We start from the raw sequence: 17,556 nt of genomic DNA, 5'->3' as shown, positions 1-17,556 counted from the left end.
AGACGTAATGTCTTGTTTGCGTTATTGTAAGACAGGCTTTAATCGGTATGATAAAATGGGCTTACAATTTATTAGAAAGCGTGGCATGAAAATGGCGGAAAATCTAAATTTGTTTGACGTAAATAAGCTATTTATTTTAGGTCGACCAATTGTAACAATTTTTCATAATGCAACGAATATGTACTCCATTGTTCGTGTCAAAATTCAAGAAACTAATATTCAGTATGACGAAAAAGAAATCATCGTAGTTGGTTATTTTCCTCAATTGGTAAATGATGAACTATACCGCTTTACTGGGCAGTTAAAAAGTCATCCGAAATACGGGATGCAGTTTCAAATTGACACATTTGAAAAAGAAGTGCCGACAACAGAGCAGGGGATCGTCCATTATTTATCAAGTGACTTATTTACAGGGGTCGGCAGAAAAACGGCAGAGACTATCGTAGAAAAGCTCGGAATGGATGCCCTCACGAAAATACTGGAAGATCCGTCAGCACTTGATGCTGTTCCCCGTTTATCTGCTGAAAAGAAATTACATATTCGCCAAACGATCGAGGAAAACCTTGGACTGGAACGGGTAATGGTACGGCTGAACGATTGGGGCTTCGGACCACAGCTCGGGATGAAAATTTATCAGGCGTATCGTGAAGAAACAATTCAGCTGTTGACAGAAAACCCTTACCGTTTGATTGAAGAAGTGGAAGGAGTAGGATTTATACGTGCGGATGAACTTGGTGCGAAGCTGGGGATAACAGGGAATCATCCGGATCGAATAAAAGCAGCTATTTTCCATGTACTGACAAATGCAGCATTATCTGAAGGCCATGTCTATATGGACGCGGAAATGGTGCTTCCAATAGTGAAAGATATACTTGAACAAAGTCAGCGCATTGAAATTCCATATGAAGCGATATCAAAAGCGGCTATCGAAATGCGAGAGGAATCGAAAATATCCGGTGAAGAAACACGCATGTACTTGCCATCACTTTATTTTAGTGAAGTGGGCATTGCGAGTAAGATTAATGAATTGAAAGAAAAAAACAAAATAGCCGAAAGTTTCTCGAAAGATGAAATCCGAAAAGCAATTGGAGATATTGAAGAACAGTATGATGTGACCTATGCGCCAACACAGGCACAGGCGATTGAAACGGCGATCAATTCCGCTGTAATGATTTTAACAGGCGGGCCAGGGACGGGAAAAACGACTGTTGTCCGAGGTTTGGTCGAAGTATATGCTGAGCTTCACGGGTTATCATTAAATCCGAAAACGTATGCTGAAAAAGAGGAACCGTTTCCGATCGTCCTTGCAGCGCCTACTGGACGTGCAGCAAAAAGGCTGGCGGAATCGACTGGATTGCCTGCAATGACAATACACCGTCTATTAGGATTTAATGGGCAGGAAAAGGATGAAGAAACAGAGCGTGAAGTTGTAGGACGACTCATCATCATCGATGAGATGTCAATGGTGGATACGTGGTTGGCACATCAGCTTTTAAAAGCACTGCATGAAGATGTTCAGGTCGTTTTTGTAGGGGACCAGGATCAGTTACCGCCTGTTGGACCAGGGCAAGTATTAAAGGATTTGCTTGCATCAAAGCAAATTCCGACCGTTGAATTAACGGATATTTACCGTCAGGCAGAAGGGTCTACAATTATCGAAATGGCCCACCAAATTAAAAAAGGCAAAGTCCCGGATACATTGACAGCAAAAACAACGGACCGCTCGTTTATTCAGGCAGGAGCCGGACAAGTAACGAGCGTTGTCACACAAGTTGTAAAAGGTGCGCTTGCAAAAGGACAGGCAATTCGAGATATTCAAGTATTGGCGCCTATGTACAAAGGTCCTGCAGGCATCGATAATTTAAATAAAGAAATTCAGCAGCTTGTCAATCCAAATGATGGGACAAGAAAAGAACTTGTTTTCGGGGATACGATTTACCGTATCGGGGATAAAGTGCTGCAGCTAGTGAATCAACCGGATAATAATGTATTTAACGGGGATATGGGTGAAGTGATTTCCATAATACGTGCAAAGGAAACTGTGGAAAAGCAGGATTTGCTTATCGTCAGCTATGATGGGATTGAAGTAACATACCAGCGTGCAGATTTAAATCAGATCACATTGGCTTATTGCTGTTCAATTCATAAATCACAAGGCTCGGAATTTCAAACGGTCATTATGCCGATTGTCAGAGGCTACTCGAAAATGCTTCGCAGAAACTTACTATATACGGGGATTACACGTGCCAAAAACTTTTTGATTTTATGTGGTGAGCCGGATGTATTAGCGAATGGATTAGCGAAGACTGATGATTTAACTCGATTAACAACATTAAAGGCACGATTAAATCCGGAATTTATCACTGCTGAAAAGACAGAAGAGTTACCGGAAAAAGAAGAGGTAAATGCGTCCGTTAAGGAAGTGAAGCAAATTCCTTCTACAGAGCAGCTTGGTCTCCTGAATGTTTCAGCTTCACATAAAATCGGTGAATCGTTGCCAAATCATTTAACGGCAGAAACAGCACCATATATTCATCCATTAATTGGTATGGCAAATATTTCTCCGTATGACTTCAATGAAGAATAGAACTAGCCATTTTCGTTCATGTTTGAATGGGAATGGCTAGTTTTTTTGCTCATGGAAATGTACTATTTTGGACAAATTTAATAAATGATGTGTTTATGTTCAAAGGTAGAGGGAAAATGTTTTAAATATATTAAAAGTTTGAAACAAAACGGGGCATAATAAAAAAATGATAAATTTTTGCGGAAAAATCAGAACTTTTGAAAGAAACTATTAATTAATATTATTTGTGTGGATATGATAGTATGAAAAAAACTTATATGACGTCTGAAATTCGATGTCAATATTTACAAAATGAAAAGGTTTTCAAAACTAAAAAAGAAGGTGCACATACATGGATTTCGTATGGGGAATCATAGGTATTGTGGGAATCGTACTGATTGCCATCGGGTTATCTAATAACCGTAAAGCAATTCAATGGAGAATTATTATTTCAGGATTAGTTGTCCAGTTGATTTTTGCATTTATCGTATTAAAGTGGTCTTACGGCCGCGAAAAGCTTATGCAACTTTCTGAAGGTGTTCAGAAGCTGATTGGTTATGCGAATGAAGGGATTAACTTCGTATTCGGCGGTTTAGCAAATCCTGACAGTGTTGGATTTGTATTTGCGATGAGCGTATTAACAATTATTATTTTCTTCTCATCTTTAATCTCTGTCCTTTACTACTTGGGAATTATGCAATTTGTCATTAAGATTATTGGTGGTTTCTTATCAAAAGTATTAGGTACAACAAAAGCGGAATCAGTAAATGCTGCTGCCAATATTTTCGTTGGACAAACAGAAGCGCCGCTTGTAATTCGTCCGTTCTTAAATAAAATGACAAAATCGCAAATGTTCGCTGTTATGACAGGTGGACTTGCATCGGTTTCAGGTTCGGTATTAATCGGCTATTCATTATTAGGTGTTCCACTAGAATACTTACTGGCGGCGAGTTTCATGGCTGCTCCAGCTGGACTGGTAATGGCGAAATTAATGATTCCTGAAACAGAAGAAGTGAATGAAGATGACTTTAAATTAGAGCGTAACTCTGAAGCGACGAATGTTATTGATGCAGCTGCATCAGGTGCATCTGACGGGTTGAAATTAGCTGTAAACGTTGGGGCAATGCTATTAAGTTTCATCGCATTAATTGCCTTACTGAACGGTCTTTTAGGCGGCGTTGCAGGATGGATTGGTGATTTAACGGGTTGGTCAGCACTTGATAATATTACGCTTGAAGGTATTTTAGGTTATGTATTTGCGCCGCTGGCATTTTTAATCGGTGTTCCTTGGGATGAAGCAGTACGTGCAGGTTCATTCATCGGTCAAAAATTAATTTTAAATGAATTTGTTGCCTACTCTAACTTCGGTCCAGTTATCGGCGAGCTTTCTGATAAAACAGCCATTATTATTTCGTTTGCACTGTGTGGTTTTGCAAACTTAAGCTCAATGGGTATTTTAATCGGTGGTTTAGGTGGTATGGCACCGGATAAACGTCCAATGATTGCACAGCTTGCTATTAGAGCGGTTGCTGCAGGAACATTGGCATCATTATTATCAGCTGCAATTGCCGGTATGTTTATTTAATATATTTCAGAGACTGTGCTAAAAATATTTTAGCGCAGTCTTTTTTTAATACGTAATTTCTGATGCAAGTTTTTCCAGTTCGGACCGGTTTGTCAAAATATATCCGCGATTTTGTTTCGTTATATAGCCGGCTTCGCTGAATTGTGCAAGGACAAATAGCAGGTGGCGATAGGATACGCCTAAGTAATCACATACTTCAGTATGTTTTTCTTTATAGAATTGTTGATCTGATGATAGTAGAATGAATGAGGCTAATCGGTTTTCCAACGGATAGGCCTGGTTTTGTGTATATTTTGCTGTTGCTGTCGTTGCTTTGTGACTTAAAAAAATACAGAGCATTTTCAGAAACACAGGATCTGCCAATAATTTTTCCTTCACTTCCTGAATCGAAATCGCAAAACAAACTGACTTTGATAAAGTTTGAATACCTTTTGAATAGCGTTCAGCATTTAACAGTTCCATTTCCCCCATAAATGTCGGAGCTGTAATAAAATCGATGAGCGAAATTTTCCCGTTTTTATGGGTAATATATAATTTAGCTTTTCCTTCAACCATGTAATACAAATAGTCGGGGAAGGAATGCTCATGGAAAATAAATTCGCCTTTATCGAATTCATACACATGGATAAATGGAACGATATCAAATGAAAAGTATTGGGAAATCGGGTATTTTTCGATATATGAGAGACTTTCATCTATTGGTAACTTTCTCAAATTATAGAGCAACTCCTTCCAATTAAATATGAGATTTCTCACATTATTGTAGTATTTCTCATGTTAATATTCAACTTAATAAAAATGAAAAAGGATGAAGACTATGAATAATCAGCGTTGGCTCGCGAAAAACTTCTTTATGTTCTTTATTACATGGGGTATTTTCCTGCCATATTGGACAGGTTGGCTTATTAACGATAAAGGGCTTACGGTTTCAGAAGCGAGTATCATAATGGGATTTGGACTTGTTGCACGGGCGGTCTCAACGATGTTTATTTTCCCGTTTGTTTCTAAAGTGATGAGCAATAAAAATGTACTGATCTTTTTTACAGCAAGTTCACTAATTGTGACGCTGCTATACATACCGATTAATTCATTCGGCGGCTTATTTTTAATGACGTTGCTGTTCAGTGCTTTTTACCCGGCATTATTACCGGCTGTTGAGAGCAGTGCCTCCACATTAATGCAACATGGATCCATACATTATGGAAAAGCGCGTTCGTTAGGGTCGTTCGGGTTTGTCGTCGCTGTACTGATCATCAGTATGATCAGCGGGATGTACGGGGAGCATATGATTTTATGGATGATGATTTTAGGTTTAGCAGCATTGCTCATCATTCAGTTCATGCCTGCACCTCAAGTATTAAGTTTAACGCCTGTAAAAGAGGAGCGAAAAACGCTCTCGATGAAAGGCCTATTTGAAGTGAAAAGCTTTATCATCGTATTATTTGTTGTCATTCTGCTTCAGGGGGCACACGCATCATACTATAACTACGGCTATATTTATTTACAGGATCTGAATGTCAATCCGTTTTATATCGGTATGATTTTAAATGTCGCAGTAGTATTCGAAGTTCTTTATTTTTATAAGGCCGATACAATTTTGACAAAATGGAAGCCTTCCTCATTATTGCTTATCGCGGCAATTGGCTCGAGCATTCGTTGGATTCTAGTTTACGCATTTCCGAATATGCCGATGTTTATCATATCTCAGGCACTTCACGCCCTTTCATTTGCAATGGCGCATTATGCCTTTATCCGCTATATTTCCAAAGCTTTACCACAGGAGCAGATCCCAAATGCACAGGGGATTTATTCGGCACTTGCCATGAGTTTAAGTGCAGCGATTCTTACATTATTAGGTGGTAAGCTTTATGAAATCGAACCAGGTTTGGCGTTCTTAGGAATGATCATTTGTACAGTGCCTGCCATCCTTTTAATTTTACTGACGAAAAAACGTTTTAATTATTAAGGAATGCCGATTGACAGCACGATATCTATTTTTTATAATGAAGAGCATAATAAAATGAAAACGATGATGGAACAAGTACGTATGGACTTCGTGAGCAGAAAGAGATTTCCCGGCTGAAAAAATCTCCCCGAACAAATACTGAAAGCTACTCCAGAGTGCAGCTAATCACTGCCGTCTGCTTACGTTACAAGCACTTGAGATATGATGCACAGCGCATTATAAATTAGGGTGGTACCACGAGATAATAGTCTTCGTCCCTTTACCGGGATGAAGGCTTTTTTTGTTTTCTTAAGCGAATCATTTAAATAGTACCAAAATTCATCGACTTCAATAATTAGTAGGAGGAATAAAACATGACAACAAAAACAATGACAGGTTCTGAAATTCGTCGTCTTTATTTGAATTTCTTTAAAGAAAAGGGGCATCATATTGAACCATCGGCACCATTAGTTCCAATTAATGACCCATCACTTTTATGGATCAACTCAGGAGTGGCGACATTAAAACCGTATTTTGACGGACGTATCATTCCGGATAACCCGCGTATTACGAACGCACAGAAATCGATTCGTACAAACGACATCGAAAACGTAGGTAAAACAGCGCGTCACCATACATTCTTTGAAATGTTGGGGAACTTCTCTATCGGAGATTACTTTAAAAAAGAATCGATTCATTACGCTTGGGAGTTTTTGACGGATCCAAAATGGATGGGCTTCGATCCTGAAAAGTTATCAGTGACAATCCACCCTGAAGATCAGGAAGCTTATGATGTATGGCACAATGAAATCGGGATTCCGAAAGAGCGCCTGATCCGACTTGAAGGCAACTTCTGGGATATCGGTGAAGGTCCATCTGGTCCAAACTCAGAAATCTTCTATGATCGCGGTGAAGAGTACGGTGTTGGCGCACCGGCGGAAGAAATGTACACGGGTGGGGAAAACGAGCGCTACCTTGAAATTTGGAACCTTGTATTTTCTCAATTCAACCACAATCCGGATGGCACATATACACCGCTTCCAAAGCAAAACATCGATACAGGGATGGGTCTTGAGCGTATCGTTTCTGTTGTACAAAATGTACCGACAAACTTTGATACAGATCTTTTCATGCCGATCATCGAAAAAACAGAAACGTTTGCAAACCGTACGTACAAACGACCGCATGAAGTGGATCTAAATGAAATTTTCGGATCAACTGAAGATGTGAATACACCATTTAAAGTAATTGCCGACCATATCCGTACAGTAGCATTTGCTATCGGGGATGGCGCATTGCCATCAAATGAAGGCCGCGGCTATGTGTTGCGTCGTCTATTACGTCGTGCTGTTCGATATGCGAAAAAAATCGGCATCGAAAAGCCGTTTATGTTTGAATTAGTGCCGACTGTCGGAGAAATTATGCATGATTTCTATCCGCAAGTAAAAGAAAAGGAAGCATTTATTCAACGTGTTATTAAAAATGAGGAAGTGCGCTTCCACGAAACACTTGATGGCGGATTAGCAATTTTCAATGAAGTTGCCGAAAGCCAAAAGGCAAAAGGCGAAACGGTTATTCCGGGTGCTGACGCATTCCGTCTTTATGATACATTCGGTTTCCCGATTGAGTTAACGGAAGAATATGCCGAAGAAGTTGGCATGACAGTTGACCATGAAGGTTTTGAAGCTTCTATGGAGCAACAGCGTGAGCGCGCACGCAATGCACGTGCTGATGTGGATTCAATGCAAGTGCAAAATGAAGTGCTTTCAAACTTAACACAGCAATCTACATTTATCTATGATGCATTTGAAGCTTCGGCAAAAGTTGCTGCAATCGTTGTCAACGGTCAAGAAACGTCAACTGCTTCTGAAGGTGAAGAAGCGTTGGTAATTCTATCTGAAACACCGTTCTATGCTGAAATGGGTGGACAAATTGCCGATACAGGTATCATTGAAGCAGACGGATTCACTGCCATCGTAAAAGATGTTCAAAAAGCGCCAAATGGTCAGCCATTGCACACAGTAGTAGTGGAATCAGGTGAAATGAATGTCGGCGATATGGCTACTGCAAAAGTAGATGAAGCAAAACGTAAATTAATCCTTAAAAACCATACTGCAACACATTTAATGCACCGTGCATTAAAAGACGTATTAGGTGACCATGTGGCACAAGCAGGTTCTTATGTAGGGCCGGACCGTTTACGCTTTGACTTCTCTCACTTTGGCGCTGCAACAAAAGAAGAGCTTGCGCAAGTTGAACGTGCAGTGAACGAAAAAATTTGGGAAGATATCGAAGTCATTATTCAGGAAATGGATATCGATTCTGCAAAAGCGATGGGTGCAATGGCGCTGTTCGGTGAAAAATATGGCGATGTTGTACGTGTTGTAGCCGTTTCGGACTACTCTATCGAACTATGCGGTGGACTGCATGTAAGCCGTTCATCTGAAATCGGCATTTTCAAAATCGTATCTGAAAGCGGCATCGGTGCAGGGACTCGCCGTATCGAGGCTGTTACAGGTAAAGCAGCATATGAAGCGATCAAAGAAGAAGAAGCGATCTTAAATGAAGCAGCAGGCCTTTTAAAATCAAATGCTAAAGACGTTGCAACTCGTGTGGCAACACTTCAGGCAGATTACAAAGAACTGCAACGCGAAAATGATTCATTGTCTCAAAAAATTGCAAATGCACAAGCTGGCGAAGTATTGGATGCGGCACAAAAAATCGGTGATGTGACAGTTCTTGCAACTCGTGTAGAAGCAAAAGACAATAATCAACTACGCCAAATGATGGATGATTTAAAAGAAAAAATGGAATCCGCTGTTATTGTTCTTGGTGCTGTTGATGGCGAGAAAGTAATGTTATGCGCGGGTGTAACGAAAGATATCGTTGGTGGTAACTATCACGCCGGTAACATTGTTAAGCAAGTTGCTGAAGCATGCGGCGGTAAAGGCGGCGGTCGTCCGGATATGGCAATGGCCGGTGCAAAAGATGCTGCTAAGCTGGAAGATGCGTTAAATGCTGTTTACGAACATGTAAAATCTTTCTAAATATCTAAATTTTACAACTGGCATATTTGAAGTGCTTGCAGGAATAAGTTATAATGATATAAATGGAGATGGAAGAGTGTGCTTCATCTCCTCATTGCTGAAAGCGAGGTGCTGGTCTTGAGTTCTTTCGATAAAACAATGAAATTCAGTTTTCCAGAAGAATCCATGGAACAAGAAGTAAAGCAAGTGATGCTGAAGGTGTATACGGCTTTAGAGGAAAAAGGGTATAATCCAACAAATCAAATTGTAGGGTATTTATTATCTGGCGATCCGGCATACATCCCTCGCCACCAGGACGCACGTAATTTAATCCGCAAGCTAGAACGTGACGAGATTTTAGAGGAACTCGTTAGATTTTATATTAGAAAGAATACTGAGGCGGATAAATGAGAATTATGGGTTTAGACGTCGGCTCGAAAACAGTCGGCGTTGCAATTAGTGATGCGCTAGGGTGGACAGCGCAAGGAATCGAGACAATAAAAATCGATGAAGCGGCAGGCGTATTTGGTATTGAACGTATCAATGAGCTTGTAAAGGAACATAATGTAACAGAATTTGTTGTAGGCTACCCGAAGAACATGAATAATACGATCGGTCCCCGCGGGGAAGCTTCCGAAAGCTATAAGAAGCTGCTGGAAGATACATTCGGTTTTCCTGTTAAGCTTTGGGACGAGCGTATGACAACGATGGCTGCTGAGCGTATGCTGATCGAAGCAGACGTAAGCCGTAAAAAACGAAAGCAAGTTATTGATAAAATGGCTGCTGTCATGATTTTACAAGGTTATTTAGATAGTAAAAACTAAAGTTGCTCATTACGAGGCTTTTTTGTACTTATCCGAAAAGGCTTTATGTATAATATATTGAGCAGCGACAGGCACCAATGCCTAAATATTATGAAGAGGTGACGATCATGTCAGAACAACAAAATCACATTACAGTAGTCGATGAAAACGGCAACGAACAACTTTGCGAAATTTTACACACTTTCGATTCAGAAGAGTTCGGTAAATCATACGTATTATATTCTTTAGTAGGTGCAGAAGAAGATGAAGATGGCGCAGTTGAAATCTTTGCTTCTGCATTCGTTCCTGCTGATAATGGTGAAGATGGCGAATTAACGCCGATCGAAACAGAAGCAGAATGGGATTTAATCGAAGAAGTATTAAACCAGATCGAAGACGAATTAGGCGAAGAAGAATAATTCATTTGACACGATAAAAACAGAGTGGGTGACGAGCCTGCTCTGTTTTATTCATTCAATGGGAGGAATTAGTATGGAAGAAAATATTTTTATTTTACAAAAAGAAGACGGCGGAGAGCAGCAATGCCGCGTTGTATTTACATTTGATTCGGATGAGCACTCCTATGTGTTATTCTCATTAATCGGGGATGAAGAAGCTGGTATTTCTGCACTTCGCTATGTTCTTGACGAGAATGGCGAAATGAGCAGTTTCTCAGATGTTGAAACAGATGAAGAATGGGCAATGGTTGAAGAGGTTATGAATACGGTGCTTTCAGAATTCGGCGCGGATCAGACAAATTACTTTACGATCACGAATGAAGAAGATGAAGAAGTTATGTGCCAAATTTTGCACCGCTTTGAAAACAACGGGAAAAATTACTTATTCTATGCAATTATGGAAGACGACGAACCGGTATTGGAGGAAGTTTACGCTTCTGCCTATATCGCGGGCGATAATGGCGAAGTAGCGGACCTGCTCCCTATCGAAACAGATGCAGAGTGGGAAATGGTAGAACAAGCATTAAATTCATTAGCACAAAACTAATTTCAAGAACCTCACTGGTGATGTATACGACAGTGAGGTTTTTTATTGTTCAAAAATAGACAAAAACGAACATTTTTTATTATAAAACGTCGCAAATAGTGAGAATTTCTATACCTTTCGTGGCTCTATATTGTGTCGAAAGAGATTTTTATGTATCATTATGGAAGAGAAAAAGGGGGGACTCCCGTGCTAGACGAAAATAAGAAGCAAGAAATGTTAAATAAGATGAAAGAGCGTAAAGGAGAAGTTAAAACGGTGCGTAAAATTGTGGGAATTGTCGCGCTTGTTGCTCTTCTGATTATTGCCATTGTCGGTTTCACAGGATACAACTATGTGACATCGGCATTGGAACCAACGGACCCGGAATCGAACGAAAAAGTTGAAGTCGAAATTCCAATGGGCTCAGGGATTACATTAATATCGACTATTTTAGAAGATAAGGGCATTGTAAAGAATGCACAGATTTTTAAATATTATACTAAATTTAAAAATGAATCGGAATTCCAAGCCGGCAGTTATTCTTTAACGAAATCCATGACACTCGATGAAATTATTGAAAGCTTAAAGACAGGGCGCGTGTATCGCGAGCCTGTATTTACAATGACAGTGCCGGAAGGATTGACGCTCGAGCAAGTAGCTGATGTTGTACAGAAAAACACTTCTCACAAAGCAGAGGACTTTATGAAAAAAGTGACGGATGCCGCTTATGTGGAGCAATTAATCACTGAATATCCTGATTTATTGTCAGAAGCTATTTTAAAGGAAAATATCCGTCACCCGCTAGAAGGCTATTTATATCCGGCAACATATCCGTTCTTTGAGGAAAACCCAACAATAGAGGAAATTATCGGTACAATGCTTTCTGCGATGAATACGATTGTTTCCGAATACACTCCGATATTGGAAGAACGCGAAACATCGGTCCATGAATTGCTGACATTTGCATCATTGCTTGAAGAAGAGGCAACTGCGCAGACGGATCGTGAAACAATTGCGAGTGTTTTCTATAATCGTATTAAAATTGATATGCCTTTACAGACAGACCCAACTGTACTGTATGCATTAGGATCGCATAAAGAACGCGTACTGTATAGCGACCTGGAAGTGGAAAATCCGTATAATACGTATCAAAATACCGGATTGCCGCCTGGACCAATCGCAGGAGCCGGTAAAACATCAATCGAAGCGGCACTGAACCCTTCACAAACTGATTATTTATACTTCCTGGCAGATAAAGAAGGCGTCAATCATTTTGCTAAAACGTATGATGAGCACTTAGCGAACATCGAAAAATATTTACGTTAAGAAAGATAAGTTGTAGAAAAGGAATCGAATGGCTTGAAATTTCCGTTTTACGATGGAATTCAGTAAATTGTTCGCATTCCTTTTCTTTTCATGCTATTATAAATTGTGATTTTTTGTCCTTATATAACAATTTTGTAGGCGCAAACAACTTCGTTTCGTCTTTTTTCTTGTGAAAGAAAGATGTGCGCAAACAACCAGGTAAAGGGAGAATGACAAATGGAATTATCAGACGCTTATATTGCTTCCTTCATTCCTGAACGTGATGAATTATTAATGGAAATGGAACGCTTCGCAGAACAGAATCATGTCCCGATCATGCAGCTTGCCGGGATTGAGTCACTGAATCAGATTTTGCGAATTCAAAATCCAAAATCGATTTTAGAAATTGGAACGGCAATTGGTTATTCTGCTATACGGATGGCTCAAGCACTGCCACAAAGTCATATTGTGACGATAGAACGCGATGTGTCGCGAGTTCAGTATGCCAAGGAATTCATTGCAAGGTCAGAGGTGGCAAACCGCATACAAGTAATTGAGGGTGATGCGTTAGAGGTAGACATGGATTCACTTCCTGCTACTTTTGATGCTGTTTTTATTGATGCGGCAAAAGGGCAATACATGAAGTTTTTCGAAAAATACGCATCACTTGTTCCTTCGGGAGGCGTTTTATACATCGATAATATGTATATGCACGGATTATCGGATTTAGATATAAAAGAAGTACCTAGAAGAAAAAGAACGATGATCCGCAACTTAAAAACATTTTCGGACTGGATCATGGCACATCCGGATTATTCAAGTGCCTTTTTCCCTGTCGGTGATGGTTTGTTAATTTGTTTGAAGAGGTGATTAGTGTGAAAAAACCAGAATTATCAGTAACACCACAATCCATTGAGCATATTACAGCACTACTTCAGGCAGGTGCAGATGCTTTTGTGATCGGTGAACAGAAATTTGGCTTGCGCTTAGCTGGAGACTTTACAGTAGCACAGGTGGAAGAAGCAACAAAGCTGATTCATGCTGCAGGTAAAAAGGTATATGTAGCGGTCAATGCATTATTCCACAATGATCGTTTAGATGCATTGGATGAATATTTAGTACAGATGCAGCGTATTGGCGTAGATGCATTATTATTCGGTGACCCGGCTGTAATTATTGCAGTGCGTGAAAACAACGTAACGATACCGTTGCATTGGAATCCGGAAACGACAGCAACGAACTTCTTCCAAGTGAACTATTGGGGTGAGCGTGGAAGCAAGCGTGCTGTACTGGCACGTGAACTTTCAGTCGATGAAGTGATTGAAATCAAAGAAAATACAAAGCATGAAATCGAAGTGCAAGTACATGGAATGACTTGTATGTTCCAATCTAAACGCTCACTTTTAGGAAACTACTTCCTGTACCGTGACGAAGCGATGGAAATCGAAAATCGCAAAGAAAACAAAAACATGTTCCTTCACGATAAAGAGCGTAAAAATAAATATCCGATCTATGAGGATATGAATGGGACGCACATTTTCTCACCGAATGATATGTGCATTATCGAAGAGTTAAATGAATTGTTTGAGGCAGGTATCGATTCACTTAAAATTGATGGTGTCCTTCAAACGTTTGACTATACGGTAACGGTTACAAAACTCTACCGTCAAGCGATTGATACGTATTTTGATCAAGGCGAAGATGCGTACGATGATATTAAATCCGGGCTATTTGAGCAAATCGAAGCAATTCAGCCAGCGTTACGTCCACTGGATACTGGCTTCATCTACAAGGAAACAGTCTACTAGGAAGGAGAACGAGCGCAGTATGCTACAATTAATTCAAAATGAAAAGATCCGTGAAACTATTAACGGAAAAACAGTAATTACGAAAAAACCAGAGCTTTTAGCACCGGCAGGAAGCTTGGAGAAATTAAAAGTAGCCGTCCACTACGGTGCTGATGCTGTATTTATCGGTGGTCAGGAGTTTGGTTTACGTTCAAACGCTGGAAACTTCACAATTGAAGAAATGAAGGAAGGCGTTGAATTTGCGAATAAATATGGAGCTGTTGTATATGTAACAACAAATATCTTCGCGCATAACGAAAATATGGCTGGTTTGGAAGAATACCTGCAGGCAATCGAAGGAGCAGGCGTAAAAGGGATTATCGTTGCAGACCCGTTAATTATTGAAACGTGTAAAAAGAGCGCCCCTTCTCTGGAAATCCACCTTTCTACACAACAGTCTTTATCCAACTGGAAAGCGGTAAAGTACTGGAAGGAAGAAGGATTGGAACGTGTTGTTTTGGCGCGTGAAGTAGGCGGGGAAGAAATGCGTAAAATGAAAGAAGAGGTAGACATTGAAATCGAAGCCTTCGTGCACGGTGCAATGTGTATCGCTTATTCCGGACGCTGTACACTTTCAAATCATATGACGGCCCGTGACTCAAACCGTGGCGGCTGCTGTCAGTCTTGCCGTTGGGATTATGATTTATATGAAAATAACGACGGTGAAGAAACAGCATTGTTTAACGAAGGTGAAGCGCCGTTTGCAATGAGCCCGAAAGATCTGAAATTGATCGAATCCATTCCTCACATGATTGAGTTAGGGATTGATTCATTAAAAGTGGAAGGCCGTATGAAGTCGATTCACTATATCGCAACGGTTATTTCCGTTTATCGCAAAGTAATTGATGCTTACTGTGCAGACCCGGAAAACTTTACATTCGAAAAAGAATGGCTGGAAGAATTGGCGCGCTGTGCAAACCGTGCAACTGCTTCGTCATTCTTTGAAGGTGAGCCAAGTTATAAACAGCAAATGTTCGGTTTCCATTCACATAAAATGAAGTGGGATTTTGCAGGGTTTGTCATGGATTATGACGCCGAAACACAAATGGTTACATTGGAACAACGCAACTATTTCAAGACAGGCGATACGGTTGAATTTTTCGGCCCTAATATGGATACATTCAAAATGACGGTTGGCCAGCTTTGGGATGAAAAAGGCAATGAACTAGATGTTGCCCGCCACCCACTACAAATCGTTAAATTTAAAGTTGATCGCTCATTATCACATTTTGATATGATGCGAAAGGAGAATAATTAAATGTCAAACCGTCCAGTTGTAATCGGAATTGCCGGTGGTTCATGCTCAGGTAAAACAAGCGTGACACGTTCTATTTACGATGTTTTCCGTGAACATTCAGTAGTTGTAATCGAACAGGATTATTATTATAAAGACCAAAGCCATATGACGTTTGAACAGCGTCTGGAAACAAACTATGATCATCCGCTAGCATTTGACAATGATTTGCTGATCGATCATATTCATCGTTTACTTGCGTATGAATCAGTGGAAAAACCGGTCTATGATTATGTGCAGCATACACGTTCAGATGAAGTCATTCATGTAGAACCTAAAGATGTAATCATCGTTGAAGGAATTTTAGTGCTGGAGGACGAGCGCCTGCGTGATTTAATGGATATTAAATTATTTGTGGATACAGACTCTGACTTACGTATTATCCGACGTATTCAACGTGATATTAAAGAGCGCGGCCGTACAGCTGATTCGGTAATCGATCAGTATTTAACAGCGGTGCGTCCAATGCACAATATGTTTATCGAACCGACTAAGCGATATGCAGATGTAATCATCCCTGAAGGCGGGGAAAATAACGTTGCAATTGACTTAATGGTAACGAAAATAAAAACAATTCTTGAAACTGAATCAAACTTGTAATATGATGATGTAGTATTTACAGTAATTGCATTTTAAAATGATAGAACAACATAAATAATCAATCATAAAATTCGGCTGCCCGTATTACGGTGTAAACTTCTTCTAAAAGAAGGGATTTACACATACCGTAAACTAGTAGTCGGGTTTTCTGTTATTTATGAACAAAATACGTGAGAATAACTTTTAAATTAATACGTATTTTTTAGAAATAGAAATAGAAAACGCCAAAAGTAAACGTTTTCAAGTTAATACTAAGGAGTGGGAATAATGTCAAACGAAAAACAATATCCAATGACACTTGATGGAAAACAAAAATTAGAAGATGAATTAAACACATTAAAAACTGTAAAGCGTCCTGAAGTAGTAGAGCGTATCAAAGTAGCTCGCAGCTTCGGTGACCTTTCTGAGAACTCTGAGTATGATTCAGCAAAAGAAGAGCAAGGATTTGTGGAAGGTCGTATTTCATTGATCGAGCAAATGCTGCGTAATGCTGTAATTATTACAGAAGACGATTCATCAACTTCAATTTCATTAGGTAAAACAGTTACATTTGATGAGCTTATTAACGGTAAACGTGCAAACTTTGAAGAATCTTACACAATTGTTGGGTCAGCTGAAGCGGATCCGATGGAAGGTAAAATTTCCAATGACTCTCCAATTGCTAAAGCTTTAATGGGCAAGCATGTTGATGATGTTGTAAAACTGACAACACCGGGCGGAGATATGGAAGTTATTATTTTAGAAGTAAAATAACTTATGGAGCAGTTAGCATAAATTGCTAGCTGCTTTTCTTTTGTTGATAACTGGAAGAGTTTCCAGTGTATAATTTCCGTGCAACCTTCGCTGTTCTAATGCTAAAATAGGTATGCATAGGAGGAATTGAAATGGAACGAAAAAGACGATTTCAAACACGACAACAGTATGCTGAACAAAAAACAAAACAGACGAAATTCCAGAAAGCGGATAAAAGATTAAATTACTTAATTGCCATTGTCGCTGTATTAATAGTAGCAACTTTAATTATTATTATTAAACAAGAACCAGACGCCAAAAACGAAGCCGAACAGCAAGATTCAGCGGCAGAAGTAACTACAGATGCCCCTGAAGAAGACGCTGGGCAAGAAACGGAAGATAATGAAACAGAAACAAATGTACCGGAGGAAACAGAAGAGGAACATATTACAGATGAATCTGAAGACGAACAGCCAGCATCTGAATCAGGTGAAATGGTAAGTCCTTCCGACGATCCGGCAGTAAAAGAAGTCATTACCAATCCGAATTGGCCGGCCTATCCGACGGCACAAACGGGTGAACATGTGTCGACATATGAAAATGGGCATATTGATTACGAAGAAAAACTAAAAGCAATTTTCAGTGTCATCGATCTACAGCAGGAAAACAGTATTGTACTGCGTGTGAATAATAATGGCAGTGCGAAAAATGCAATTGCTGTTGTCACATCAATGGACAAAGAACAAAAATACCGTGTAAGTATTGAATGGGTTGACAATGAAGGCTGGAAACCGGTTCAAGTGGAAGTTTTGTCAACACTGGAAGGCTCACAATAACGAAGTATAATTAGCAAGTTTAAATGGAGGAAT

Annotated in this window: 16 protein-coding genes; 15 read left to right on the top strand and 1 reads right to left on the bottom strand. The window is 39.8% G+C overall.

Going from position 1 to position 17,556, the window contains the following annotated elements:
- Positions 1 to 91: 91 nt before the first annotated feature.
- The gene (gene recD2 / locus MKZ25_RS12580) at positions 92 to 2,587 is read left to right on the top strand and encodes an SF1B family DNA helicase RecD2 (protein ID WP_340801804.1); all 2,496 of its coding nucleotides are present in this window, start codon (positions 92 to 94) and stop codon (positions 2,585 to 2,587) included.
- Positions 2,588 to 2,918: 331 nt separating this feature from the next.
- Positions 2,919 to 4,151 (top strand): NupC/NupG family nucleoside CNT transporter, encoded by a 1,233-nt coding sequence (locus MKZ25_RS12575; protein WP_340801803.1) that lies wholly within the window; start codon positions 2,919 to 2,921, stop codon positions 4,149 to 4,151.
- Positions 4,152 to 4,196: 45 nt separating this feature from the next.
- Here the strand turns inward: MKZ25_RS12575 and yeiL are convergent, their stop codons facing one another.
- Positions 4,197 to 4,865 carry a transcriptional regulator YeiL gene (gene yeiL / locus MKZ25_RS12570; protein WP_340801802.1) on the bottom strand — a complete coding sequence of 223 codons (669 nt, stop codon included), beginning with the start codon at positions 4,863 to 4,865 and terminating at the stop codon, positions 4,197 to 4,199.
- Between the two features lie 103 nt (positions 4,866 to 4,968).
- Between yeiL and MKZ25_RS12565 the strand changes: the two genes are divergently transcribed.
- The 13 genes from MKZ25_RS12565 to MKZ25_RS12505 all read left to right on the top strand — a co-directional run bounded on the left by MKZ25_RS12565 (position 4,969) and on the right by MKZ25_RS12505 (position 17,523).
- Positions 4,969 to 6,117 (top strand): MFS transporter, encoded by a 1,149-nt coding sequence (locus MKZ25_RS12565; RefSeq protein WP_340801801.1) that lies wholly within the window; start codon positions 4,969 to 4,971, stop codon positions 6,115 to 6,117.
- A 353-nt stretch (positions 6,118 to 6,470) separates the two neighbouring features.
- The gene (gene alaS, locus MKZ25_RS12560; RefSeq protein ID WP_340801800.1) at positions 6,471 to 9,143 is read left to right on the top strand and encodes an alanine--tRNA ligase; all 2,673 of its coding nucleotides are present in this window, start codon (positions 6,471 to 6,473) and stop codon (positions 9,141 to 9,143) included.
- 117 nt (positions 9,144 to 9,260) lie between these two features.
- Positions 9,261 to 9,533: an IreB family regulatory phosphoprotein gene (locus MKZ25_RS12555; RefSeq protein ID WP_014823361.1), complete on the top strand. Its 273-nt coding sequence runs from the start codon at positions 9,261 to 9,263 to the stop codon at positions 9,531 to 9,533.
- Positions 9,530 to 9,946, top strand: coding sequence for a Holliday junction resolvase RuvX (gene ruvX / locus MKZ25_RS12550; protein WP_340801799.1), 417 nt, complete (start codon positions 9,530 to 9,532; stop codon positions 9,944 to 9,946). Before MKZ25_RS12555 ends, ruvX begins: the two co-directional genes overlap by 4 nt.
- Before the next feature lie 107 nt (positions 9,947 to 10,053).
- A complete protein-coding gene (locus MKZ25_RS12545; RefSeq protein ID WP_340801798.1) occupies positions 10,054 to 10,344 on the top strand; it encodes a DUF1292 domain-containing protein in 291 nt (96 codons plus the stop codon).
- A gap of 73 nt (positions 10,345 to 10,417) precedes the next feature.
- Entirely contained in the window at positions 10,418 to 10,930 is a 513-nt protein-coding gene (locus tag MKZ25_RS12540; protein WP_340801797.1) for a DUF1292 domain-containing protein, read from the top strand.
- Positions 10,931 to 11,116: 186 nt separating this feature from the next.
- Complete coding sequence (gene mltG, locus MKZ25_RS12535) at positions 11,117 to 12,235, top strand: endolytic transglycosylase MltG (protein ID WP_340801796.1); 1,119 nt, start codon at positions 11,117 to 11,119, stop codon at positions 12,233 to 12,235.
- A gap of 216 nt (positions 12,236 to 12,451) precedes the next feature.
- Positions 12,452 to 13,084, top strand: a complete 633-nt coding sequence (locus MKZ25_RS12530; RefSeq protein ID WP_340801795.1) for an O-methyltransferase — start codon at positions 12,452 to 12,454, stop codon at positions 13,082 to 13,084.
- Between the two features lie 5 nt (positions 13,085 to 13,089).
- Positions 13,090 to 14,022: a peptidase U32 family protein gene (locus MKZ25_RS12525; RefSeq protein ID WP_340801794.1), complete on the top strand. Its 933-nt coding sequence runs from the start codon at positions 13,090 to 13,092 to the stop codon at positions 14,020 to 14,022.
- 19 nt (positions 14,023 to 14,041) lie between these two features.
- The gene (locus MKZ25_RS12520; RefSeq protein ID WP_340801793.1) at positions 14,042 to 15,319 is read left to right on the top strand and encodes a peptidase U32 family protein; all 1,278 of its coding nucleotides are present in this window, start codon (positions 14,042 to 14,044) and stop codon (positions 15,317 to 15,319) included.
- Complete coding sequence (gene udk, locus MKZ25_RS12515; protein WP_340801792.1) at positions 15,320 to 15,955, top strand: uridine kinase; 636 nt, start codon at positions 15,320 to 15,322, stop codon at positions 15,953 to 15,955. It begins immediately after the preceding gene.
- A gap of 267 nt (positions 15,956 to 16,222) precedes the next feature.
- Positions 16,223 to 16,708, top strand: coding sequence for a transcription elongation factor GreA (gene greA / locus MKZ25_RS12510; protein WP_340801791.1), 486 nt, complete (start codon positions 16,223 to 16,225; stop codon positions 16,706 to 16,708).
- A 131-nt stretch (positions 16,709 to 16,839) separates the two neighbouring features.
- Positions 16,840 to 17,523, top strand: a complete 684-nt coding sequence (locus MKZ25_RS12505) for a YrrS family protein (protein WP_340801790.1) — start codon at positions 16,840 to 16,842, stop codon at positions 17,521 to 17,523.
- Positions 17,524 to 17,556 lie beyond the last annotated feature (33 nt).

Origin of the sequence: Solibacillus sp. FSL W7-1464 (assembly GCF_038004425.1) — a bacterium.
In the GTDB taxonomy this organism is placed as follows: Bacteria; Bacillota; Bacilli; order Bacillales_A; family Planococcaceae; genus Solibacillus.
Note: the sequence above shows the minus strand (reverse complement) of the source record. Positions and strands in the feature narration are given on the sequence as shown.